This is a genomic window from Pseudomonas sp. LS2P72, from assembly GCF_054897865.1.
On record NZ_CM142708.1, the window covers coordinates 1,567,779 to 1,588,498 of the forward strand.

The 20,720-nt window shown below is 58.6% G+C and carries 22 protein-coding genes and 1 tRNA gene; 6 read left to right on the forward strand and 17 right to left on the reverse strand.

Going from position 1 to position 20,720, the window contains the following annotated elements; all coding sequences use genetic code 11:
• Positions 1 to 2: 2 nt before the first annotated feature.
• The 6 genes from ACYZUA_RS07220 to ACYZUA_RS07245 all read right to left on the reverse strand — a co-directional run bounded on the left by ACYZUA_RS07220 (position 3) and on the right by ACYZUA_RS07245 (position 5,046).
• Positions 3 to 605: a 50S ribosomal protein L25/general stress protein Ctc gene (locus ACYZUA_RS07220; protein ID WP_461962565.1), complete on the reverse strand. Its 603-nt coding sequence runs from the start codon at positions 603 to 605 to the stop codon at positions 3 to 5.
• 141 nt (positions 606 to 746) lie between these two features.
• Positions 747 to 1,688: a ribose-phosphate pyrophosphokinase gene (locus ACYZUA_RS07225; protein WP_003208392.1), complete on the reverse strand. Its 942-nt coding sequence runs from the start codon at positions 1,686 to 1,688 to the stop codon at positions 747 to 749.
• 45 nt (positions 1,689 to 1,733) lie between these two features.
• Positions 1,734 to 1,808, reverse strand: a tRNA-Gln gene (locus ACYZUA_RS07230).
• A gap of 37 nt (positions 1,809 to 1,845) precedes the next feature.
• The gene (gene ispE, locus ACYZUA_RS07235; RefSeq protein WP_046053453.1) at positions 1,846 to 2,697 is read right to left on the reverse strand and encodes a 4-(cytidine 5'-diphospho)-2-C-methyl-D-erythritol kinase; all 852 of its coding nucleotides are present in this window, start codon (positions 2,695 to 2,697) and stop codon (positions 1,846 to 1,848) included.
• Positions 2,698 to 2,699: 2 nt separating this feature from the next.
• The gene (lolB, locus tag ACYZUA_RS07240) at positions 2,700 to 3,317 is read right to left on the reverse strand and encodes a lipoprotein insertase outer membrane protein LolB (RefSeq protein ID WP_461962566.1); all 618 of its coding nucleotides are present in this window, start codon (positions 3,315 to 3,317) and stop codon (positions 2,700 to 2,702) included.
• Positions 3,318 to 3,321: 4 nt separating this feature from the next.
• Positions 3,322 to 5,046, reverse strand: a complete 1,725-nt coding sequence (locus ACYZUA_RS07245) for a tetratricopeptide repeat protein (RefSeq protein ID WP_461962567.1) — start codon at positions 5,044 to 5,046, stop codon at positions 3,322 to 3,324.
• Between the two features lie 181 nt (positions 5,047 to 5,227).
• On the opposite strand from ACYZUA_RS07245, the gene hemA reads away from it, so the two are divergent.
• The 6 genes from hemA (at position 5,228) to ACYZUA_RS07275 (ending at position 10,592) form a co-directional block, all read left to right on the forward strand.
• Positions 5,228 to 6,517 (forward strand): glutamyl-tRNA reductase, encoded by a 1,290-nt coding sequence (gene hemA / locus ACYZUA_RS07250; protein ID WP_461962568.1) that lies wholly within the window; start codon positions 5,228 to 5,230, stop codon positions 6,515 to 6,517.
• Positions 6,514 to 7,596: a peptide chain release factor 1 gene (prfA, locus tag ACYZUA_RS07255; protein ID WP_461962569.1), complete on the forward strand. Its 1,083-nt coding sequence runs from the start codon at positions 6,514 to 6,516 to the stop codon at positions 7,594 to 7,596. The genes hemA and prfA overlap by 4 nt, the downstream gene beginning before the upstream one ends.
• On the forward strand, positions 7,597 to 8,427 hold the full coding sequence (gene prmC, locus ACYZUA_RS07260) for a peptide chain release factor N(5)-glutamine methyltransferase (protein ID WP_461962570.1): 831 nt from the start codon (positions 7,597 to 7,599) through the stop codon (positions 8,425 to 8,427).
• Positions 8,421 to 9,176: a molybdopterin-synthase adenylyltransferase MoeB gene (locus ACYZUA_RS07265; protein WP_461962571.1), complete on the forward strand. Its 756-nt coding sequence runs from the start codon at positions 8,421 to 8,423 to the stop codon at positions 9,174 to 9,176. The genes prmC and ACYZUA_RS07265 overlap by 7 nt, the downstream gene beginning before the upstream one ends.
• On the forward strand, positions 9,169 to 9,960 hold the full coding sequence (gene murI / locus ACYZUA_RS07270) for a glutamate racemase (protein WP_461962572.1): 792 nt from the start codon (positions 9,169 to 9,171) through the stop codon (positions 9,958 to 9,960). Before ACYZUA_RS07265 ends, murI begins: the two co-directional genes overlap by 8 nt.
• A gap of 113 nt (positions 9,961 to 10,073) precedes the next feature.
• Entirely contained in the window at positions 10,074 to 10,592 is a 519-nt protein-coding gene (locus ACYZUA_RS07275) for an acyloxyacyl hydrolase (protein WP_461962573.1), read from the forward strand.
• A gap of 123 nt (positions 10,593 to 10,715) precedes the next feature.
• Here ACYZUA_RS07275 and ACYZUA_RS07280 read toward each other — a convergent pair whose 3' ends face one another.
• The 11 genes from ACYZUA_RS07280 to ACYZUA_RS07330 all read right to left on the reverse strand — a co-directional run bounded on the left by ACYZUA_RS07280 (position 10,716) and on the right by ACYZUA_RS07330 (position 20,576).
• Positions 10,716 to 11,021 carry a YkgJ family cysteine cluster protein gene (locus ACYZUA_RS07280; protein WP_282378837.1) on the reverse strand — a complete coding sequence of 102 codons (306 nt, stop codon included), beginning with the start codon at positions 11,019 to 11,021 and terminating at the stop codon, positions 10,716 to 10,718.
• Between the two features lie 53 nt (positions 11,022 to 11,074).
• Positions 11,075 to 11,578, reverse strand: coding sequence for a DUF2878 domain-containing protein (locus tag ACYZUA_RS07285; protein ID WP_461962574.1), 504 nt, complete (start codon positions 11,576 to 11,578; stop codon positions 11,075 to 11,077).
• Positions 11,571 to 12,842, reverse strand: a complete 1,272-nt coding sequence (locus ACYZUA_RS07290) for a class I SAM-dependent methyltransferase (protein WP_461962575.1) — start codon at positions 12,840 to 12,842, stop codon at positions 11,571 to 11,573. The genes ACYZUA_RS07285 and ACYZUA_RS07290 overlap by 8 nt, the downstream gene beginning before the upstream one ends.
• Positions 12,829 to 13,644, reverse strand: coding sequence for a DUF1365 domain-containing protein (locus ACYZUA_RS07295; protein WP_461962576.1), 816 nt, complete (start codon positions 13,642 to 13,644; stop codon positions 12,829 to 12,831). The genes ACYZUA_RS07290 and ACYZUA_RS07295 overlap by 14 nt, the downstream gene beginning before the upstream one ends.
• Positions 13,641 to 14,888, reverse strand: a complete 1,248-nt coding sequence (locus tag ACYZUA_RS07300; protein ID WP_283189098.1) for an NAD(P)/FAD-dependent oxidoreductase — start codon at positions 14,886 to 14,888, stop codon at positions 13,641 to 13,643. The genes ACYZUA_RS07295 and ACYZUA_RS07300 overlap by 4 nt, the downstream gene beginning before the upstream one ends.
• Positions 14,885 to 15,667, reverse strand: a complete 783-nt coding sequence (locus tag ACYZUA_RS07305; RefSeq protein ID WP_283189097.1) for an SDR family NAD(P)-dependent oxidoreductase — start codon at positions 15,665 to 15,667, stop codon at positions 14,885 to 14,887. The genes ACYZUA_RS07300 and ACYZUA_RS07305 overlap by 4 nt, the downstream gene beginning before the upstream one ends.
• Positions 15,664 to 16,086 carry a nuclear transport factor 2 family protein gene (locus ACYZUA_RS07310; RefSeq protein ID WP_283181641.1) on the reverse strand — a complete coding sequence of 141 codons (423 nt, stop codon included), beginning with the start codon at positions 16,084 to 16,086 and terminating at the stop codon, positions 15,664 to 15,666. Before ACYZUA_RS07310 ends, ACYZUA_RS07305 begins: the two co-directional genes overlap by 4 nt.
• Complete coding sequence (gene phrB, locus ACYZUA_RS07315; RefSeq protein ID WP_461963902.1) at positions 16,079 to 17,524, reverse strand: deoxyribodipyrimidine photo-lyase; 1,446 nt, start codon at positions 17,522 to 17,524, stop codon at positions 16,079 to 16,081. The genes ACYZUA_RS07310 and phrB overlap by 8 nt, the downstream gene beginning before the upstream one ends.
• A 20-nt stretch (positions 17,525 to 17,544) precedes the next feature.
• Positions 17,545 to 18,486: a MerR family transcriptional regulator gene (locus ACYZUA_RS07320; RefSeq protein ID WP_461962577.1), complete on the reverse strand. Its 942-nt coding sequence runs from the start codon at positions 18,484 to 18,486 to the stop codon at positions 17,545 to 17,547.
• Between the two features lie 10 nt (positions 18,487 to 18,496).
• Positions 18,497 to 19,456 (reverse strand): YbgA family protein, encoded by a 960-nt coding sequence (locus ACYZUA_RS07325; RefSeq protein ID WP_461962578.1) that lies wholly within the window; start codon positions 19,454 to 19,456, stop codon positions 18,497 to 18,499.
• Positions 19,457 to 19,589: 133 nt separating this feature from the next.
• Positions 19,590 to 20,576 carry an NAD(P)/FAD-dependent oxidoreductase gene (locus ACYZUA_RS07330; protein WP_461962579.1) on the reverse strand — a complete coding sequence of 329 codons (987 nt, stop codon included), beginning with the start codon at positions 20,574 to 20,576 and terminating at the stop codon, positions 19,590 to 19,592.
• Positions 20,577 to 20,720 lie beyond the last annotated feature (144 nt).

The window sequence follows — 20,720 nt, forward strand, 5'->3', positions numbered from 1 at the left end:
AATTACTCTGCTGCGCCTTCAGTAGTAGCTTCTGGAGCAACACGTGGAGCGTGGACGTTGGCAACAGCCTTGTCATCACCGTGTGCCAGAGCAACAAACTCAACGCCTTTAGGGGCTTTGAGGTCAGACAGGTGAATGATCGAACCGATTTCGGCGTTAGCCAGGTCGACTTCGATGAATTCAGGCAGGTCTTTCGGCAGGCACGAAACTTCGATTTCAGCAACAACGTGCGAAACTTCGCCGCCTTTCTTGATCGGCGCTTCTTCACCAACAAAGTGTACAGGCACGATAGCGGTCAGTTTCTGGCCAGCTACAACGCGTACGAAGTCGGCGTGCAGCACGTGGCCTTTGGCCGGGTGACGCTGCAGAGCTTTGATGATTACGTTTTGCTTGGTGCCGCCAACGTTCAGCTCGATGATGTGGCTGTAAGCCGCTTCGTTTTCGAGCAGTTTGGCAACTTCTTTAGCCAGCATGCTGATGGATTCAGGGGCTTTTTCGCCACCGTAAACTACAGCAGGTACCAGGCTTGCGAGACGACGCAGGCGGCGGCTCGCACCTTTCCCCAGGTCGGAACGCACTTCAGCATTCAGAGTAAAATCGTTCATGTTGTATCTCCAAAATAACCACATTCGCCCCAGCGTTTGCGACCAGCGCTAAAGGCGATATGGGCAAAAAAGCCCCGCCCCGACAGGAATGCCGGGGCGGGGCGCTTTTCGTCAACGAGATATCCGAGAAGGGCAGGGCCCTTAACGGAACATCGCGCTGATCGATTCTTCGTTGCTGATGCGGCGAACCGCTTCGGCAACTACCGGCGCGATATCCAGTTGACGGATACGCGAGCAGGCTTGAGCAGCGGCGGACAACGGGATGGTGTTAGTCACCACCAGTTCGTCCAGCATTGAATTTTCGATGTTTTCGATCGCCCGACCGGACAGCACAGGGTGTGTGCAGTAGGCGAAAACCTTGGCAGCGCCATGCTCTTTCAGGGCCTTGGCCGCGTGGCACAGAGTGCCGGCGGTATCGACCATGTCATCGACCAGAATACAGGTACGCCCTTCGACATCACCGATGATATGCATCACTTCAGAGTGATTGGCTTTCTCACGGCGTTTGTCGATGATCCCGAGATCCACGCCCAGGGATTTGGCAACAGCTCGTGCACGCACGACGCCGCCAATGTCCGGGGACACGATCATCAGGTTTTCGAAGCGCTGATCTTCAATGTCATCCACCAATACTGGGGAGCCGTAGATGTTATCTACCGGAATATCAAAGAAACCCTGGATTTGGTCAGCATGCAGATCAACCGTGAGAACACGGTCGATGCCGACTACGGTAAGCATGTCAGCAACGACTTTCGCGCTGATAGCCACACGTGCGGAACGCGGACGGCGATCCTGACGGGCATAACCAAAGTAAGGAATAACAGCAGTGATACGAGTAGCCGAGGAGCGGCGGAAGGCATCAGCCATCACTACCAGTTCCATCAGGTTATCGTTGGTCGGAGCGCAAGTCGGCTGAATAATGAAGACATCTTTACCGCGGACGTTTTCATTGATCTCGGCAGTAATTTCGCCGTCGGAGAACTTACCGACAGAGATGTCACCGAGAGGGATATGCAGCTGACGTACAACACGCCGAGCCAGATCGGGGTTAGCGTTCCCCGTAAAGACCATCATCTTGGACACGCGCAGTACCTAGAGGCTGAGGGTAACCTGGATGAGTATAGAAAATGGCAGGGGCGGCTGGATTCGAACCAACGCATGGCAGGATCAAAACCTGCTGCCTTACCGCTTGGCGACGCCCCTGTATCTGTTGCAACGAGTACCCAGTACTCGGTTCCTTTTAGAGCAGACTTTGCAGCTTGCGATGCAACATCGAAACGTTGCTTCCCTTTGCTACAAACCCTGTAAGGGTCTCTGTAAGAAGGGCCGAGACTTTATCAGCTTCAGCTTTGCTTGGGAAGCCCCCAAACACACAACTTCCAGTTCCGGTGAGTTTTGCTTCGGTAAATTTACCTAACAAATTCAATGCGTTACGTACATCTGGGTAACGCCTTGCTACCACCGGTAAGCAGTCATTTCGACTGTTTCCCTTGGGAACGGGGCGCACTTTAATGGGAGAAGAGTTACGTGTCAACAACGGATCTGAAAAAATTTCTGCTGTACTTACAGAGACTTGCGGCACAAGCACGAGATACCACGGTTCTTCGGGGTCTACAGGGGTCAGTTTCTCCCCCACGCCTTCGGCAAAAGCCGCGTGCCCACGCACGAAAACCGGGACGTCCGCGCCAAGCGTCAGGCCCAGCACGGCCAGTCGATCCTCATCCCAACCCAGTTGCCAGAGATGATTGAGGCCGAGCAAAGTCGTCGCGGCATTTGAACTGCCGCCACCGATACCACCGCCCATGGGTAGAATTTTTTCGATCCAGATGTCGATACCGAGCGAACAACCGGATTGCTCCTGAAGTTTTTTTGCCGCTCGAACAATCAGATTGCTGTCGTGAGGAACGCCATCGAATTCGGTGTGCAGTCGAATCACACCGTCATCTCGAACGGCGAACGTGATTTCATCGCCGTAATCGAGAAACTGAAAAATAGTCTGCAACTCGTGATAACCGTCTTCACGGCGACCGAGGATGTGCAGCATCAGATTGAGTTTGGCCGGGGAGGGCAGCGTCAAGCGCGGAGCGGTCATGTTCACTGCCCCAATTTGCGTGGTTGCCATTCCTTGATCACCAGCGTGACGTCAAGGTCGGTGCCGTGCAGTTTGATCCGCTCGGGTAGCCAGAAGCCGTTTTGCTCGGCATAGCTGAGGTATTCGACTTGCCAGCCATCCTGCTCAAGATGGGCCAGGCGGCTGTCGGCATCCAGCGTCAGACGGCTTTTACTATCCGGGGCCGGGAGCCCGCGAACCCACCAGGCCAAATTGGACACCGGTAGCTTCCAGCCCAGTTGTTCTTCGACCAACACTTCAGGCGTCGGCGCTTCATAGCGGCCCTGGTTGGCGACTTCCAGCGAGACCTTGCCGGGGCGACCGGTCAGGCGTGCTGCGCCGCGACCCAGGGGGCCGGAGAGGCGAATGTCGTAGTAATCCTGTCGCTGCAGCCAGAACAACGTGCCGCTGCCTGAGTCTTTCGGGGCGCGAATGCCGATCTTGCCGTTGATCTGCCAACCGTCGAGGCTGGTCAGTTGCTGTTTGTACTCGCGCCATTGGGCTGTGTTGCCTTTACCCTGGACTGATTCGCGGGCACCGAAGCCCGCGCAACCGGCGAGCAGGGCGATGAAACTGAAAACAATGAGGTGGCGCAAAAACATAATCTTAAAGAGTCTCTGATCCGGTCAGGCGCTTGATGGTGCTGCGCAGGATGGGGCTGTCGGGCTGCTCCTTGAGGAACTTGCTCCAGATTTGCTTGGCTTCCCGTTGCTTGCCATTGGCCCACAGGACTTCGCCCAGGTGCGCGGCGACCTCCTGATCGGGGAAGCGCTCCAGCGCCTGGCGCAGCAGGCGTTCGGCTTCGTCGAAATTGCCCAAACGGAAATTCACCCAGCCAAGACTGTCGAGTACCGCCGGGTCTTCTGGATTGATCTTGTGCGCCTGTTCGATCAAGGCCTTGGCTTCAGCGTAGCGCGTCGTACGGTCGGACAAGGTGTAACCGAGGGCGTTCAATGCCATCGCGTTGTCCGGGTCGCGCTTGATGATCAGGCGCAGGTCTTTTTCCATCTGCGCCAGGTCATTGCGTTTTTCCGCTTGCATGGCGCGGGTGTACAGCAGATTCAGATCGTCCGGGTATTGCTGCAAGGCTTGCTTCAATACATTCCAGGCCTTGTCGGGCTGTTTATTGGCAGACAAGGTTTCGGCTTCGATCAAATACAACTGGATCGCGTAATCGGGCTGTTCATCGCGCTCCGCAGCCAGACGGCTTTGGGCTTCGGCGGTCTTGCCATTGCTCATCAGGATATCGGCCTGACGCAATTGCGCCGGCAGGTAATCGTTGCCCGGGCCGACCTGGGCGTACTCGATCAGCGCGCCTTGAGGGTCGTTGCGCTCTTCTGCGATACGACCGAGATTCAGGTGCGCCGAATCGACGTGGCTTTCCCGGGCAATAAGCTCTTCCAGATAGCCCTTGGCCTCATCCCAGGCCTTGGCTTCCAGGCAGACCAACGCCAGGGAGTAACGTAATTCGTCGTCTTCGGGGTACTGCTGAACCAGGCTCGAGAACTCGGCTTTGGCGTCGTCCATGCGGTCCTGTTCGACCAGCATGCGCGCATAAGTCAGGCGCAGGCGTTTGTCGTCCGGGTATTTCTTGATGCTTTTTTGCAGCAGCGGCAGCGCTTCATCGCCACGATTGAGGGTTTGCAGCAGGCGTGCGCGCAGCAGAATCGGTGCTATTTCGCCTTCGTCCGGTGGATTGTCTTCCAGCAGGCCCAACGCACCCTTGGCGTCACCGTCCTGTTGCAGGAGCAAGGCTTTGCCGAAAATCAGCTGACTGTTGTTCGGGTGGCGCTGCAATAAACGGTCAAAACTTTTCATCAAGCCGTTGCGCGTGTCCTGGTCGGTATCGGCCGCAGACAGGGCTAGAAAGTCGAAATGCGTGTCGCCCTTGCCTTGCAGGACTTTCTCCATATAGACCATGGAGTCGTCATAACGCCCCGCACGAGCCAGTTGCACGGCAGCGGCCCGTTGCGCCTCAAGGTCTTCCGGGGCGTTTTTCGCCCAGATCAACGCGGTGTCCAGGGCAGCCTGGTCGGCGCCCAGGTACTCGGCGATACGGAATGCCCGCTCGGAGATGCCCGGATCCTGAGTATTGATCGCCTGGGTCACGTAGTTGTCCAGGGCAATGTCGAAACGATTGCGCTGGCCAGCCAGTTCGGCGCTCAACAGACTGAAGACGGTTTCTTCACTGAATGAGCTGTAAACCTTGGGCTTTTCAGGGGCCGGAGTGCTGTCTTCGACCGGCGGCGTACCGTCCGACGAAACGGGTGCCAAGGACTGGCAGCCGCTGAGGAAGACAAAAGCGAGGAGCAACGCGGAAGATCTATTCATATAGGAAGAGGACGACTAACCTGCGGTCGGATCATCATGACACAAGCCTTCAGCCAAACATAACCGAGTCTCAAGGGTGTCTTTATAGAGGCAGGTCATTGGGACAATAGTCAGCGGTAGTTGTTCTGGCTCTGTCGAAGTAGGACAATTGCCGGCTTCACGTCACCATCAGCGACTTTGAATGGCCTTCCTTGCACTCGGTATCAACCACAAGACTGCTTCAGTAGACGTCCGCGAGCGCGTGGCCTTTACCCCTGAGCAGCTGGTGGAGGCCTTGCAGCAGCTCTGCCGACTCACCGACAGCCGCGAAGCTGCGATCCTCTCCACCTGCAATCGCAGTGAACTCTATATAGAACAGGATCACCTTTCGGCTGACATCATATTGCGCTGGCTGGCCGATTATCACCATTTGAGCCTCGAAGAGCTGCGCGCGTGTGCTTATGTGCACGAAGATGATGCGGCAGTTCGTCACATGATGCGGGTGGCCTCCGGGCTCGATTCGCTGGTGTTGGGCGAACCGCAGATTCTCGGTCAGATGAAATCGGCCTACGCCGTGGCCCGCGAGGCCGGCACCATCGGTCCGTTGCTCGGGCGGCTGTTCCAGGCGACGTTCAATGCGGCCAAACAGGTGCGCACTGACACTGCCATTGGCGAGAACCCGGTGTCCGTGGCGTTTGCCGCGGTCAGTCTGGCGAAACAGATTTTCAGCGACCTGCAACGCAGCCAGGCCTTGCTGATCGGCGCCGGCGAGACCATCACCCTGGTCGCCCGTCATCTGCACGAATTGGGTGTGAAGCGCATCGTCGTCGCCAACCGCACGCTGGAGCGCGCGAGCATTCTGGCCGAGCAGTTCGGCGCCCACGCGGTGTTGCTCTCGGACATCCCGGCGGAACTGGTGCGCAGCGACATCGTCATCAGCTCTACCGCCAGCCAGTTGCCGATCCTGGGCAAGGGCGCGGTGGAAAGCGCCTTGAAACTGCGCAAGCACAAGCCGATCTTCATGGTAGACATCGCCGTTCCCCGGGATATCGAGCCGGAAGTCGGCGAACTGGACGACGTTTACCTTTATAGCGTCGACGACCTCCACGAAGTGGTCGCCGAGAACCTCAAGAGTCGCCAGGGTGCAGCCCAGGCGGCGGAAGAGATGGTCTCGGTCGGTGCCGAAGATTTCATGGTCCGCCTGCGTGAACTGGCGGCGGTGGATGTGCTCAAGGCCTATCGCCAACAAAGCGAACGCCTGCGCGACGAAGAATTGCAGAAGGCCCAGCGTATGCTGGCCAACGGCAGCAGCGCCGAAGACGTGCTGGTGCAACTGGCGCGTGGCCTGACCAACAAACTCTTGCACGCACCGAGCGTGCAGTTGAAAAAGCTCTCTGCCGAAGGCCGCCTCGATGCGCTGGCCATGGCCCAGGAACTCTTTGCCCTGAATGAGGGCTCATCGGATAGCTTTTCGGATAAAAAACCGCAATGAAAGCGTCACTGCTCAATAAGCTGGACATCCTCCAGGACCGTTTCGAGGAATTGACCGCCTTGCTTGGCGACGGCGAAGTCATTTCCGATCAGACCAAATTCCGCACCTATTCCAAGGAATACGCGGAAGTCGAACCGATTGTCGAAACCTATAAACAGTTGCTCAAAGTACAAAGCGATCTCGAGGGTGCCCAGGCGCTGCTCAAGGACAGCGACCCGGACATGCGCGAAATGGCCGTGGAAGAAGTCCGCGAAGCCAAAGAGCAACTGATCGACATCGAAGCCAGCCTGCAACGCATGTTGCTGCCCAAGGATCCGAACGATGGGCGTAACGTGTTCCTCGAAATCCGCGCCGGCACCGGCGGTGACGAGGCGGCGATTTTCTCTGGTGACCTGTTCCGCATGTATTCGCGTTACGCCGAGCGTCGTGGCTGGCGGGTGGAAATCCTCTCGGAGAACATCGGTGAACACGGCGGCTTTAAAGAAGTCATCGCCCGCGTTGAAGGCGACAGCGTCTACGGCAAGCTGAAATTCGAATCCGGTGCCCACCGCGTACAACGGGTTCCGGCCACCGAATCCCAGGGTCGCATCCACACTTCGGCCTGCACCGTAGCCGTGTTGCCCGAGCCGGACGAGCAGGAAGCGATCGAGATCAACCCTTCGGATTTGCGCATCGATACCTACAAGTCCTCCGGTGCCGGTGGTCAGCACGTCAACAAGACGGACTCGGCGATCCGCATCACGCACTTGCCGTCCGGTATCGTCGTCGAGTGCCAGGAAGAACGTTCCCAGCACAAGAACCGCGCCCGGGCGATGTCCTGGCTGTCGGCCAAGCTCAACGATCAGCAGACCAGCGCCGCCGCGAACGCTATCGCCAGCGAGCGTAAATTGCTGGTCGGTTCGGGCGATCGCTCGGAGCGGATCCGCACGTATAACTTTGCCCAAGGGCGGGTCACCGACCATCGGGTCAACCTGACGCTGTATTCCCTCGACGAAATCCTCGCGGGTGGCGTCGATGCGGTAATCGAGCCGTTGCTGGCCGAATACCAGGCAGACCAATTGGCAGCGATAGGTGAGTAAATGACGATCATTGCCAGTTTGTTACGCGCCGCCGACCTGCCAGATTCGCCCACCGCGCGCCTGGATGCCGAATTGTTGCTGGCCGCCGCGTTGGGCAAGTCCCGCAGTTTTCTGCACACCTGGCCCGAGCGCATCGTTCCGAGCGAAGCGGCGCTGAAGTTTGCCGAGTATTTGCAGCGCCGCCGTGGCGGCGAGCCAGTGGCCTACATCCTCGGTCAGCAAGGTTTCTGGAAGCTTGATCTGGAAGTGGCGCCGCATACGCTGATCCCGCGCCCGGACACCGAACTGTTGGTAGAAGCGGCGCTTGAACTCCTGCCAGCCACACCTGCCAAGGTCCTCGATCTCGGCACCGGCAGCGGCGCCATTGCGTTGGCCCTGGCCAGCGAGCGTCCGGCCTGGAAGGTGACCGCCGTGGATCGCGTGCTCGAAGCCGTGGCCCTGGCCGAGCGCAATCGTCAGCGACTTCACCTGAATAACGCCACCGTGCTGAGCAGTCATTGGTTCAGTGCGCTGGAAGGTCAGCGTTTTCAGCTGATCATCAGCAACCCGCCTTACATCGCCTCAGCCGATCCGCATTTGGTGGAAGGCGATGTGCGCTTCGAACCGGCCAGTGCCTTGGTGGCCGGCATCGACGGGCTCGACGATCTGCGTCTGATCGTCGCCCAGGCGCCGGATTATCTGGAGGCGGGCGGTTGGTTGATGCTTGAACACGGTTACGATCAAGCCACTGCGGTACGCGATTTGCTGCTGACCCACGGCTTTGAAGAAGTCCACAGCCGCACCGATCTGGGCGGTCACGAACGTATCAGCCTGGGGCGCCTGCCGTGCTGAATGATCAGGAACTGTTGCGCTACAGTCGGCAGATTCTGTTGCAACACGTCGACATCGACGGCCAGTTGCGACTGAAAGAAAGCCGCGTATTGATCGTCGGTCTCGGCGGCCTCGGCTCGCCGGTTGCGCTGTATCTGGCAGCCGCCGGCGTCGGTGAGTTGCATCTGGCAGATTTCGACACCGTCGACCTGACCAACCTGCAACGCCAGATCGTTCACGACACCGACAGCGTCGGCCTGAGCAAGGTCGATTCGGCTATACGCCGACTGACTGCAATCAATCCCGAGATTCAGTTGATCGCCCACCGCACCGCGCTGGACGAAGATTCCCTGGCCGCCGCCGTGGCCGCGGTGGATCTGGTGCTGGACTGTTCCGACAATTTCTCCACCCGCGAAGCGGTCAACGCGGCGTGTGTCGCCGCCTGCAAACCCTTGGTCAGTGGCGCTGCGATTCGACTGGAAGGTCAGTTGTCAGTGTTTGACCCGCGCCGTCCGGAAAGCCCGTGCTACCACTGTTTGTATGGTCACGGCAGCGAGGCTGAACTGACGTGCAGCGAAGCCGGCGTCATAGGGCCTTTGGTTGGCCTGGTGGGCAGCCTTCAGGCGCTGGAAGCCATGAAGTTGCTGGTGGGATTTGGCGAACCGCTGGTGGGACGCTTGTTGTTGATCGATGCCTTGGGCTCGCGCTTTCGCGAACTGCGGGTCAAGCGTGATCCGGGCTGCAGCGTCTGTGGTTCGATGCATGCGTGAAGCGCCGATTGGCGTGTTCGACTCCGGTGTCGGTGGGCTTTCGGTGCTGGCCGAGATCCAGCGTTTGCTGCCCAACGAGTCACTGTTGTATGTCGCCGATTGCGGGAATATTCCCTACGGCGAGAAAACCCCGGAATTCATCCGTCATCGCTGTAGCGTGATGGCCGGTTTTTTTCAGCAGCAGGGCGCCAAGGCCTTGGTGCTGGCCTGTAACACGGCGACGGTCGCTGGGGTAGCAGACTTGCGGCGCGATTATCCCGAGTGGCCCATCGTCGGTATGGAACCGGCGGTCAAACCGGCCGCTGCCGCCACCCGCAGCGGTGTGGTCGGTGTACTCGCCACCACCGGCACCTTGCAGAGTGCCAAGTTCGCCGCGTTGCTCGACCGATTCGCCACCGATGTGCGAGTCATCACTCAGCCGTGCCCCGGCCTGGTGGAACTGATTGAAAACGGAGATCTGCACAGCGAGGCATTGCGCGAGTTGCTGGCCAGGTATGTCGAACCGCTGCTCGGCGCCGGGTGTGACACGATAATACTTGGCTGCACGCATTACCCCTTTCTAAAGCCGTTGCTGAAGCAGATGATCCCCGATGACATCAGCTTGATTGATACCGGCGCCGCTGTAGCGCGGCAACTACAGCGATTGTTGGCCGAGCGGGAGTTGCTCGCCGAGGAGCCGGCTCGTGCTGCACAGTTCTGGACAAGTGCCGATCCGGCACATTTCAGAAATATCTTGCCGATATTGTGGAATACCGCTGGGGTTGTGCGAAGCTTCAAGGAGTAAACAAAACTCGGGGACAAGCGAGTAATTGGGGTGAACTTCTGATTAATTGTCGACTTCTAGAGCGTTGAGCAACAAAAAAACCATACGAAATCGTTCGGGAAAGGATGTTTCTAATGAAGCGACTATTCTGCTTGGCCGCGATTGCGGCCGCACTGATGGGGCACAGTTTTACCGCACAGGCGGCAGGCGTGGAGTTCGCGGTCGGCCAGACTGACGAATCGACCATGACCTATCGACTGGGCATGCAATTCGATTGGGACAAGAGCTGGTTGCAGAGTGATATCGGTCGTTTGACGGGTTACTGGAGCGGTGCCTACACCTATTGGGAAGGCGACAAGACCTCCAGTAACCACAGCCTGTCGTTCTCGCCGGTACTGGTTTACGAGTTTGCCGGACAGAACGTCAAACCTTATGTCGAGTTGGGGGTTGGCGTCGCAGTATTTGCCAATACCGAAGTCGAAAACAACCAACTCGGCAGTGCCTTTCAGTTCGAAGACCGGTTCGGTTTTGGGCTGCGCTTTGCGGGCGGACATGAAGTCGGGATTCGTGCGACGCACTATTCAAATGCCGGGCTAAGCAGCCCGAACGATGGTGTAGAAAGCTACGCGCTGCATTACACGATGCCGTTGTAAGCGCTTTTAATGTGGGAGCGAGCCTGCTCGCGAAAGCGGGCTGTCAGTCAACATCAGTGTTGAATGTTAAATCGCCTTCGCGAGCAGGCTCGCTTCCACATTAGATCTGCGGTGTTTTCTCGATCACCGATACGCCGTGGTAATTCCTTGGCGTTCGTCGATGCATTCCGGTGCGCCCATCTCGAACTCCCGGCAGATCAGCGGGCGTTTTTCGTAGATGGTGCACATCATCGTGTTGCGATCCAGCGCAGCACACCAACCGTCATCCAGACGCAACATGACTTCCCCACCCCAGTCATCAGTATCGATAAAACGTTCGGGCACGCCCGTGTCGGTGATCAGCATGACTTCGAGCTGGCAGCAGCAAGCTGCGCAGGTCGAGCAAGTGACCACCGGTTCGGCGATTTGTGTGTGGGGAATGGTTTTCATGGCTCGCAGTGTAAGGCAGTGAGCCGGGGCTGTGTGAAAGGCCTGACGGACGCTCAGCTGTGCGTATCGGACGCCAGCCGCTGAGCCATGAAATGCAGCGTGGGAAACAGCAGCGCCCACAGTAATCCGATGCCGATCAGTGTCGGCCATTGTCCATAGGGAAATTGCACCCCGGCCAATTGTCCTCCCGCGTAATACGACAACGGTCCACCGACGGCGCCTAGTAGGCTGCCGAGCCACCAGGGATTGGCGGTCCATTGCAGGCAATGTCGCAAGGTGGTTGCCAGCAACGCCCACAACAGCATCAGCCACATCGGAATCAGCGGCGCGACATCGTTGAAGTCGAACACCCCCAGCCAGCGCAACGAACTGTCGACCATCGTTCCCAGCAGCACCACGCTGAGGATCAGTCGGCCTTCATCAGCCCAGCGACTTATCCACAACAGATGAATCACCAGCACCGCCAACGCCACCAGCAACCACGGACCACTGCCTCCGATCACGCAGGCAAACCAGCCGACCTGAAACAGCGCGGCATTTACCCATCGTTCAAGCATTGAATCGGCCTAGCAGCGGCCTCGGCATCGCGGCGGGTTTGGCCAGCAGCAATTGCGCCGTGCCGATGGTGCGTTCCAGGAAACCACCTTCGCAGTAGCACAGATAAAACTCCCACAGCCGGAGGAAATAGTCGTCGTAGCCCATTTCGCTCAAGCGACCGTGGGCGCGGCGAAAATTCTCATGCCACAGGCGCAAGGTTCGCGCGTAGTGCAGGCCGAAATCCTCCATGTGCAGTAGGTTCATGTCGGTGTCACGGCTGACAATCTCCAGCATTTTCTGCACGCAGGGCAGGGCGCCGCCGGGGAAGATGTAATGCTGAATGAAATCGACATTGCTCTTGGCTTGTTCGTAGCGCTGCTCGCGGATGGTGATCGCTTGCAAAAGCATCAAGCCGTTACTCTTTAGCAGCTGCGCGCATTGCTTGAAGTAGGTCGGCAGGAAGCGATGACCAACCGCTTCGATCATCTCGATCGACACCAGTTTGTCGTACTGCCCGGTCAGGTCGCGATAATCGGACAGCAGCAGTGTGACCTGGTCTTGCAAACCCAGGGCTTCGATCCGTTGCGCGGTAAAGGCGTACTGCTCTTTCGACAGCGTGGTGGTGGTGACTTTGCAGCCGTAATTCTGGGCGGCGTAAAGCGCCATGCTGCCCCAGCCGGTGCCGATTTCCAGCAGGTGATCGCTGGGTTGCAGCGCGAGTTTCTGGCAGATACGTTCGAGCTTGTTCAGTTGCGCCTGTTCCAGGGTGTCTTCAGGGGTGAGGAACTGCGCGGCGGAATACATCATGGTCGGGTCGAGAAACTGCTCGAACAAGTCATTGCCGAGGTCGTAATGTGCCGCGATGTTTTTCTGCGAGCCCTTGCGTGTGTTGCGATTGAGCCAGTGCAGGCTCTGCACGAACGGGCGGCTCAGTTTTGCCAGTCCACCTTCCAGTGCATCCAGCACGTCAAGGTTGCTGACGAAGACACGCACCACTGCCGTCAAATCCGGCGAACTCCAGTAGCCGTGGATAAACGCTTCGCCCGCGCCAATCGAGCCGTTACTCGCCACCAGTCCCCAGGCCGCGGCGTCGAGAATATGGATTTCGCCCACCGGATGGCTGCCGGCGGTACCGAAGGCGTGCCGTTCGCCGTCCTCGAAGACCACCAGTTGCCCGTGTTTGAGCTGCGCCATCTGCCGCAACACACCACGGCGCAGCAACGATCCGGTCAGGCCGTTGGTACTTAACAGGTTGGTTTTGGCCGAGACGCTAGAGGATTTCATGGCGGCGATCCTTGGGGGGAACAATGGTGGTCTGAAATCTGCCATCGGCAGCCGGATGAGCAAATATCGGTGCGCGTTTCAGTAGCAAGCGCACGGCCTGCCAATAAATCGCCAGACAGGTTTTCGCGGTCATCCACGGAAAGCGCCGCAAGTAACGGTGCAGGCTGGCGCGGGTGAGGGCTTCGCGGTGCAGGTTGAGTGTGGCGTCGAACAGTTTCAGTTCGCCTTGCCAATCCGCCATGTGCACGCCGAGTTTTTGCGCTGCGGGGCTGAAGCTCATGCGGTATTCAATATCGCGCGGCAGAAACGGCGAGACATGAAACGCCTTTGCCACGGCGAAATGCTGGTGGAAGTCCTGCACGTTCGTCGGTGCCTTGGCCGGTAACACGTAGTGGTAACGCTCGCGCCACGGCGTATTGGTGACTTCGCAGAGAATCGCCGCCAGTTGGCCGTCGGCCTCATGGCAGTAGAAAAAACTCACCGGGTTGAACGACAGGCCCCAACTGCGGGCTTGGGTCAGGAGGCAGATCGAGCCGTTTGGCACATGGCCGATTACTTCGGCGACCTGCTGACGTACCGCGTCGATCAAGCGCATGCCACTGTCAGTGAAGGCTTTCAAGTAATCGGTTTCGCGAAACGAGAACGGCGCGAAACGGCTGGTGCCCGACAGCGGCGACAAGCCAAGCACCGCGTCCTGTTCGTCGAGGTCCAGGTACAGCAGACCGATCCGGTAACGGAATTCATGGCGCCGCGGGGCAAACCGCCGATGGGCGATCCAGCCGCTGTAAAGGGCGCTGTTCACAACTCTTCTCCCAGTGAGCGAGCAACCCGCAGCGCACTGACCACACCGTCTTCATGGAAACCACTGGCCCAATAAGCGCCGCAAAACCAAGTGTGCTGCGCGCCGTCCAATTCATCCCAGCGTGCCTGCGCGGCGACGGCAGCCAAGCTGTATTGCGGATGGGCATAGGTGAATTTGGCGAGCACTTTGTTCGGGCTGATGCCTGCACTCTGATTGAGGCTGACGCAAAACGTGGTGTCGCTCTGGATGCCTTGCAAAATGTTCATGTCGTAAGTGACGGCGGCCAGCGTGTGACCGGGACCACCGAGGCGATAATTCCAACTGGCCCAGGCAAGCTTTCGCACCGGCAGCAAGCGCGTGTCGGTGTGCAACACCACTTCGTTGTCGGCGTAGGGCAGGGCGCCAAGGATCGACTGTTCGGCGCTGCTCGGTTTGGCCAGCAGTTTGAGGGCCTGATCGCTGTGGCAGGCGAACACCACTTTGTCGAAACGCTCGCTGCCGGCGGCGCTGTGGATAACGACGCCGTCTTCATCGCGTTCAACGCGGGTCACCGGGCAATTGAGGCGGATCTTGTCTTTAAAAGACGCGGTCAGAGGTGCGACATAAGCGCTTGAACCACCCTCGATCACACTCCATTGCGGACGATTGCTGACGGACAGCAAGCCGTGATTCTTGAAAAACCGGATGAAGAACTGCAACGGGAAACCGAGCATGTCGGCCATGGACATCGACCAGATCGCCGCGCCCATCGGCACGATGTAATGCAGGATAAAGCGCTCGCCGTAGCCGCCGGCCTTGAGGTATTGATCGAGGGTAGTGTCGGCGGCGATCCGTTGTTCTTCGAGATCGCGCTGGGCTTCTTTGTTGAACCGCAGGATGTCGCGCAACATGCCCCAGAACCCTGGCGACATCAGGTTGCGACGTTGGGCGAACAGGCTGTTGAGGTTGTTGCCGTTGTACTCGAGGCCCGAATCCGGGTCGGTGACCGAGAAACTCATCTCGGTGGGTTTGAAGCCCACGCCGAGCTGGCCCAGTAGGCGAATGAAATTGGGGTAGGTCCAGTCGTTGAACACAATAAAACCGGTGTCCACTGCATAGCGCTGGCCATCGACAGTCACGTCCACCGTGTGGGTGTGACCACCGACCCAGTCGCTGACTTCGAACAGGGTGATCTCGTGCCTGCGATTGAGCAGGTAGGCGCTGGTCAGCCCCGAGATCCCGCTGCCGATGATGGCGATGTTCAAGGGACATCCTTGATCGGCGGACTGCTACGCACCATGCGCTTGCCGATGGCCAGTTTCACGCTGTTGGGCATTTTAGACAGCGGCCAGAGCGCGGCCATGAACAGGCCGGGAAACGCGATCTCCAGTGGGCGGTTTTTGAGTTTGGCGAAAATGTGCTTCGCAGCTTTATCCACAGGCCAACTGAGCGGCATCGGGAAATCGTTCTTCGCCGTCAACGGTGTCTCGACAAACCCCGGGCTGACCACGGTGACTTCAATGCCTTCCGGCGCCAGATCAATGCGCAACGATTCGAACAAGTAGCGCAGCCCGGCCTTTGACGCGCCATAGGCTTCGGCGCGGGGTAGCGGCAAGTACGTCACCGAACTGGCGACGCCCACCAAGTGTGGCGCGGTACCCTTGCGCAGCAACGGTAAGGCCGCCTCGATGCAGTACGCGCTGGCGAGCAAATTGGTGCGCACCACATGCTCGACAATCGAGGAATCGAATTGGTGAACGTCAACATATTCGCAGGTGCCTGCGTTGAGAATCACCGTGTCCAGGGATCCCCAGTCTTCGGCAATTTGCGCGCCGATTTCGCGGACTGTCTGGCTGTTGGTCAAGTCACCGGGCACCACCAGCACTTGCCCCGGATAACGTAGCGACAAGACTTTCAGCACCGCCGCCGAGCGCGAACTGACGGCGACGTGGGCGCCGGTTTTCAGTATTTCTTCGGCCAGCGAGGCGCCAATGCCGCTGCTGGCGCCGGTTAACCAATATCGCCGTGGAGGTGTAAAACTCATCCCATTCTCCTTTTCAGCCAGGCAATCGCCCGACCTAATACGGGTACATGTTCGTAAAGCAGCGCCCCGGCATCGAAGTAATCCCGGTGGCGATAAACCTTATCGCGCCAGAGCAGGTGCGAGCAGCCATCGACCCGAATCAACTGACCGCTGGCCAGGCGCGGATGGCGATAACTCATGACCCAGCGCAAATAGCCCTCGCCTTCACTGATCTGGTCGAAGCCATGAAAGTCGAAGTGCAGATCGCTGACGTTGGCGTAGAGCTCATTGAAGTAGCTGCGCATTTGCACCAGGCCCTGAACTTCGTGCAGAGGATCGGTGAAGTGCACGTCGTGGGTGTAGAGCTGATTGAGGTGTTGCAGGCAGTCCTTGTCCAAGGCTGCAAACTGTTGGGCAAAACGGCGCAGGAAATCACTCATCGTGTCCTCCGGCCTGTTGTCGTGTTGGCAGGTTCTTGAACGCGGCCAGTGCCCGTTGGCGCGAGGTGCTTAGGTTGACGATTGGCGACGGATAATCTGCCACGCCGAACAATCCACCAAGGTTGGCCGGGTTGTGCACTTCCTTTTTGTTCAGCCCGGCCAGTTCCGGCAGCCAGTGCTTGATGAATACGCCTTCGCTGTCGAATTTTTCAGACTGGCTCAACGGATTGAAAATCCGGAAGTAGGGCGCCGAGTCGGTGCCGGTGGACGAGCTCCATTGCCATCCGCCGTTGTTCGCCGCGAGATCGCCGTCGATCAGGTGCCGCATGAAAAAGCGCTCGCCTTCACGCCAGTCAATCAGCAGGTTTTTGGTCAGGAACATCGCCACGACCATGCGCAGTCGGTTGTGCATCCAACCGGTTTCGAGCAATTGGCGCATGGCCGCGTCGATGATCGGTAGGCCGGTGCGGGCTTCTTGCCACGCCAGCAGTTCTTCCGGGGCGTCGCGCCAGGCCAGGGCTTCAGTTTCCGGGCGGAAAGCACGGTGACGCGAGACCCGTGGGTAGCCCACCAGAATGTGTTTGTAAAACTCGCGCCACAGCAGTTCGTTAATCCAGGTCACCGCGCCGACCTTACCGCTTTCGAATTCCCCTTGATTGCTTTGCAGGGCGGCGTGCAGGCATTGGCGAGGGGAAATCACCCCGGCGGCGAGATAAGCCGAGAGCTGACTGGTGCCCGGTTTGGCCGGGAAGTCTCGCTCGTTTTTGTAATAGTCGATCTGGGCGTCGGTGAAGGTGTTGAGACGGCGCCGGGCTTCGGCTTCACCGGCCGGCCAGAGTGTGCGCAAACTGTGGCGCGGCGTTTTGAAACCTTCAACGCTTGATGGGATTTTGTCGCTGCGCATAGCAAGTGGCACCTGAACCGCGGGTGCGACGACCAGCCCTGGTAACGACGCACGCAGACGGTCGTAGCAGACTTTGCGGAACTGGCTGAAGACTTGAAAGTAAGTGCCGGTCTTGGTCAGCACGCTGCCCGGTTTGAACAGCAGTTGATCGAGGTAGCTATAGAAATCGATGCCATGGGCCTTGAGCGACTCGGCCACGGCGTCATCACGACGGCTTTCATGAACGCCGTACTCTTCGTTGAGGTGCACCGCGCCAATCTTCAATAGCTGACACAGTTCGAGCAGCACCTTCGGCGCTTCATCCCAGCGTGATGCCGTGCGGATCAGCAAAGGAATATTCAGTTCGCCCAGCGTACGGCTCAACTCGCCAAGATTGCGCAACCAGAAATCCACTTTGCACGGCGCGTCATCGTGCTCCAGCCATTGCTCCGGGCTCAGCAGATACACCGCCACAGTCGGGCCGCGAGCAGCGGCGGCCGAAAGGGCGGTGTTGTCATGTAGGCGCAAGTCGTTGCGCAACCAGATCAATTGCATGGTGGTGTCCGTACGTTTCATTAAATTAGTCCACGCTGAATCAGGCCCTGATGCGCCGCTAACGGATCTTCAGCCAGGAACAAATCAGTAATCTTGAACGTTCGTGCGGACAACTCGGCGTGGTGGATGCAAACCGTGGGGCCGGCAATCATTTTTGGGCAACTGACACCATTCAAAAGTTTCGGCAGCTGCGAAAGGTTCATGGCTTTGCTGGAATACAGCAGTATGCCGCGGGCTTGCAGATGATCGACCGCCAGCGCGAGTTCGCCGGCGGGGAGTGGCCAGTCGAACACCTCCACCGGGCAATCGGCGCTGCTGATCAGCCAGGCGGTCAGCCACAGGTGAGGTTCCAGTGGCAGGTCCGATTGATTGATCAACAACAGTGGCGCGGTGCGTAACTGACGGTTGTTATGGTAGATGCGTGCGCCAAATTTGCTGCGTAGCCAGGAGTAAAAAAACACCCGCTCCATCTGCGCGCCGAACTGGCCTTGCCAGCGTTGCTCCAGTTCAGCCAGCAATGGCATCAGCAGTTGTGCGCACAAGGTTCGTGGTGGATACAACGCCATGGCCTGATTGACGGTGTCATCGAGGGTGCGTTCGTTCAGTTGAGTGACCGCTTGCAGCAGCGTATGACGCATCACTTGCCAATCGTTTTCGACGGATTCGGTAAAGGCCTGCGGGGTGTCGAGCAGTTGCTTGACCTGGCTGACGGCCACGCCACGGTTGAGCCAGGTGAGAATCGTCAGGATGCGTTGAACGTGTTCGGCAGAGAACAGCCGATGCCCCTTGGGCGTGCGTTGCGGCACGATCAAGCCATAACGCCGCTCCCAGGCTCGCAAGGTGACGGCGTTGACGCCGGTCTGCCGCGCGACCTCACGGATCGGCAGCCAGCCTTCGTCGAGGGCTTTCTTGAAGTCGGCGCCGAGGTCTTCGCTGGCGCTGGTGTCGAGTGGGCTTTTCATTGGATTGTCATTAGATCGCGTTGCGCAGGCTGAGATTTTCCGGATGCGGTTGCAGGTAAACCTGTTGCGCAATGTAGGGATCCGGGTGTTGACGGAAGTAGTGTTTGAGCAGCGTCAACGGCACCACCAACGGCACGATACCGTGGCGGTATTGGCCGATGACGTGCTGCACTTCCAGTTTGTCTTCAGGGCTGATTGTCTGTTTGAGATAGCCACTGATGTGTTGCAGGACGTTGGTGTGGGTGCGGCGTGTGGCGCATTTTTTCAAGGCCGCCATCAGCTCGCTGAAATAGCGTGGACCGAGCTCGTTCGGGTCGGTCTGGCCCATGTTTCCCAGCAGGTTGCCCAGAGTTTTGTATTGCACGGGGTTGTGGGCCATCAGCAGGTATTTGTAGCGCGAGTGAAAGTCCGTGAGGCCACGGCGTGTCAGGCCATCGCGCAGCAATTGCTGCCAGGCGCTATAGGCGAATACGCGGGTGAGGAAGTTTTCGCGCAGCACCGGGTCGTTGAGTCGGCCGTCTTCTTCCACCGGTAAATCCGGATGCCGCGCGCAGAATGCCTGGGCGTAGATGCCACGGCCACCACCGTCCACCGGGGTACCGTTGGCGTGGTAGACCTTGACCCGATCGAGGCCGCATGACGGGGATTTCTGCATGAAGATGTAGCCACAGATGTCACCCAGTTCCGCGGCCATCTTCTGACCGTACTCGGCCAGCGTCCGGGTGACATTGAGCGTTGGGTTAACGGTACCGATGGCTTCTGGATGTTGTGGATCGCCCACCAGGCGGATCGGTTCACGGGGGATGCCGAGACCGATGGCGACTTCCGGACAGACCGGGATGAAATCGAAATAATCAGTGAGGGTGCGACTGCACAGCCGCGACGCCTTGTGCCCGCCGTTGTAACGCACTTCTGCGCCCATCAGGCAGGCGCTGATGGCGATCTTCGGTTTCATGGTGACGTGGGGCATCGGAGCACCTCGAATCTAAACCTGTACAGACGGCTCGGTCTGTACAACATAACTTCATCATAGATTCAAAGGTGTACAAGTCAAATTGTTTGTATAGGTTTTTACTGTCGGCCTCCTACCGGATCGATACGGATCACTGCAGATGCGCATGCAAGCGGCGGGCGGCTTCCTGACCGCTGAGCCAGGCGCCTTCGACACGACCGGACAAGCACCAGTCGCCACACACATAGAGGCCCAGATCGGCATCGGCCAAGGCTCCCCATTCGTGGCTGCTGGCGGGCCGGGCGTAGAGCCAGCGGTGGGCGAGGCTGAAGGTCGGGGCGGGCATGGCGTCGTGCAGCAGCTCGGCAAACGCGCCGTGCAATTGCTCGATCACCGCTTCCTTGGACAGGTCGATATGTTGCCGGCTCCAGGCACTGGTCGCATGCAGCACCCAGGTATCGAGGGTGTTATCGCGCCCGGGTTTGCTGCGGTTGCGAGCCAGCCAGTCGAGCGGGCTGTCCTGTACAAAGCAGCCTTCCATGGGCGTATCCAACGGTGTCTCGAACGCCAGCGCGACAGCCCAGGTCGGGTCCATTTTCACCCCGGCGGCGGCACCGGCGAGTTTCGGCGCGGAGGCCAGCAGAGCAGTCGCCTGAGGCGCCGGCGTGGCGATAATCACATGACTGAACGGGCCGTGGGTGAAGCCTTCGGCGTCCTGCAGATGCCAGTGCTCCTCGCCGCGATAGACCTCGGTGATGCGGCAGGCGAAATGCACTTCCAGGTCGCCGAGCAGGCCACGGGTGATGGCGCTCATGCGCGGCGTGCCGACCCAGCGCGTCTGTTCGTCCGGCGACAGGCTGAGCTGGCCACCGTGGAAGGTGTAGAGCTGCGGCATCCATTCGGCAACCCAGCCGTTGCCTTGCCAGCGCTGGACTTCAGTGACGAAGCGACGGTCGCGGGCAGTGAAATATTGCGCGCCCAAGTCCAGAGCACCCGCATCACTGCGCTTGCTCGACATGCGTCCGCCACTGCCGCGGCTTTTATCGAAAAGTTGAACGACATGCCCGACCTCTGTCAGGGCCTGGGCGGCGGAGAGTCCGGCGATGCCGGTGCCGATGATTGCGATAGGTACAGTCATAGGGGCCTCGTTTACCTTTCTGTACAGACTACGCCGTGGTTGAAACCTGTACAATATTGTTTTTTGGTATAACTTTTAGCGTTCTCGTTCTGACAGCTTGGCCTATTGTTAAACACAGAGCCTGCCCGATACCAAAGATCCCTG

Coding starts and splice junctions, on each gene's coding strand:
- ACYZUA_RS07220 (WP_461962565.1), bottom strand. CDS start 605: ATGAACGATTTTACTCTGAATGCTGAAGTGCGTTCCGACCTGGGGAAA.
- ispE (WP_046053453.1), bottom strand. CDS start 2,697: ATGACCGCTCCGCGCTTGACGCTGCCCTCCCCGGCCAAACTCAATCTG.
- lolB (WP_461962566.1), bottom strand. CDS start 3,317: ATGTTTTTGCGCCACCTCATTGTTTTCAGTTTCATCGCCCTGCTCGCC.
- ACYZUA_RS07245 (WP_461962567.1), bottom strand. CDS start 5,046: ATGAATAGATCTTCCGCGTTGCTCCTCGCTTTTGTCTTCCTCAGCGGC.
- hemA (WP_461962568.1), top strand. CDS start 5,228: ATGGCCTTCCTTGCACTCGGTATCAACCACAAGACTGCTTCAGTAGAC.
- prfA (WP_461962569.1), top strand. CDS start 6,514: ATGAAAGCGTCACTGCTCAATAAGCTGGACATCCTCCAGGACCGTTTC.
- prmC (WP_461962570.1), top strand. CDS start 7,597: ATGACGATCATTGCCAGTTTGTTACGCGCCGCCGACCTGCCAGATTCG.
- murI (WP_461962572.1), top strand. CDS start 9,169: ATGCGTGAAGCGCCGATTGGCGTGTTCGACTCCGGTGTCGGTGGGCTT.
- ACYZUA_RS07275 (WP_461962573.1), top strand. CDS start 10,074: ATGAAGCGACTATTCTGCTTGGCCGCGATTGCGGCCGCACTGATGGGG.
- ACYZUA_RS07280 (WP_282378837.1), bottom strand. CDS start 11,021: ATGAAAACCATTCCCCACACACAAATCGCCGAACCGGTGGTCACTTGC.
- ACYZUA_RS07285 (WP_461962574.1), bottom strand. CDS start 11,578: ATGCTTGAACGATGGGTAAATGCCGCGCTGTTTCAGGTCGGCTGGTTT.
- ACYZUA_RS07290 (WP_461962575.1), bottom strand. CDS start 12,842: ATGAAATCCTCTAGCGTCTCGGCCAAAACCAACCTGTTAAGTACCAAC.
- ACYZUA_RS07305 (WP_283189097.1), bottom strand. CDS start 15,667: ATGAGTTTTACACCTCCACGGCGATATTGGTTAACCGGCGCCAGCAGC.
- ACYZUA_RS07310 (WP_283181641.1), bottom strand. CDS start 16,086: ATGAGTGATTTCCTGCGCCGTTTTGCCCAACAGTTTGCAGCCTTGGAC.
- phrB (WP_461963902.1), bottom strand. CDS start 17,524: ATGCAATTGATCTGGTTGCGCAACGACTTGCGCCTACATGACAACACC.
- ACYZUA_RS07320 (WP_461962577.1), bottom strand. CDS start 18,486: ATGAAAAGCCCACTCGACACCAGCGCCAGCGAAGACCTCGGCGCCGAC.
- ACYZUA_RS07325 (WP_461962578.1), bottom strand. CDS start 19,456: ATGCCCCACGTCACCATGAAACCGAAGATCGCCATCAGCGCCTGCCTG.
- ACYZUA_RS07330 (WP_461962579.1), bottom strand. CDS start 20,576: ATGACTGTACCTATCGCAATCATCGGCACCGGCATCGCCGGACTCTCC.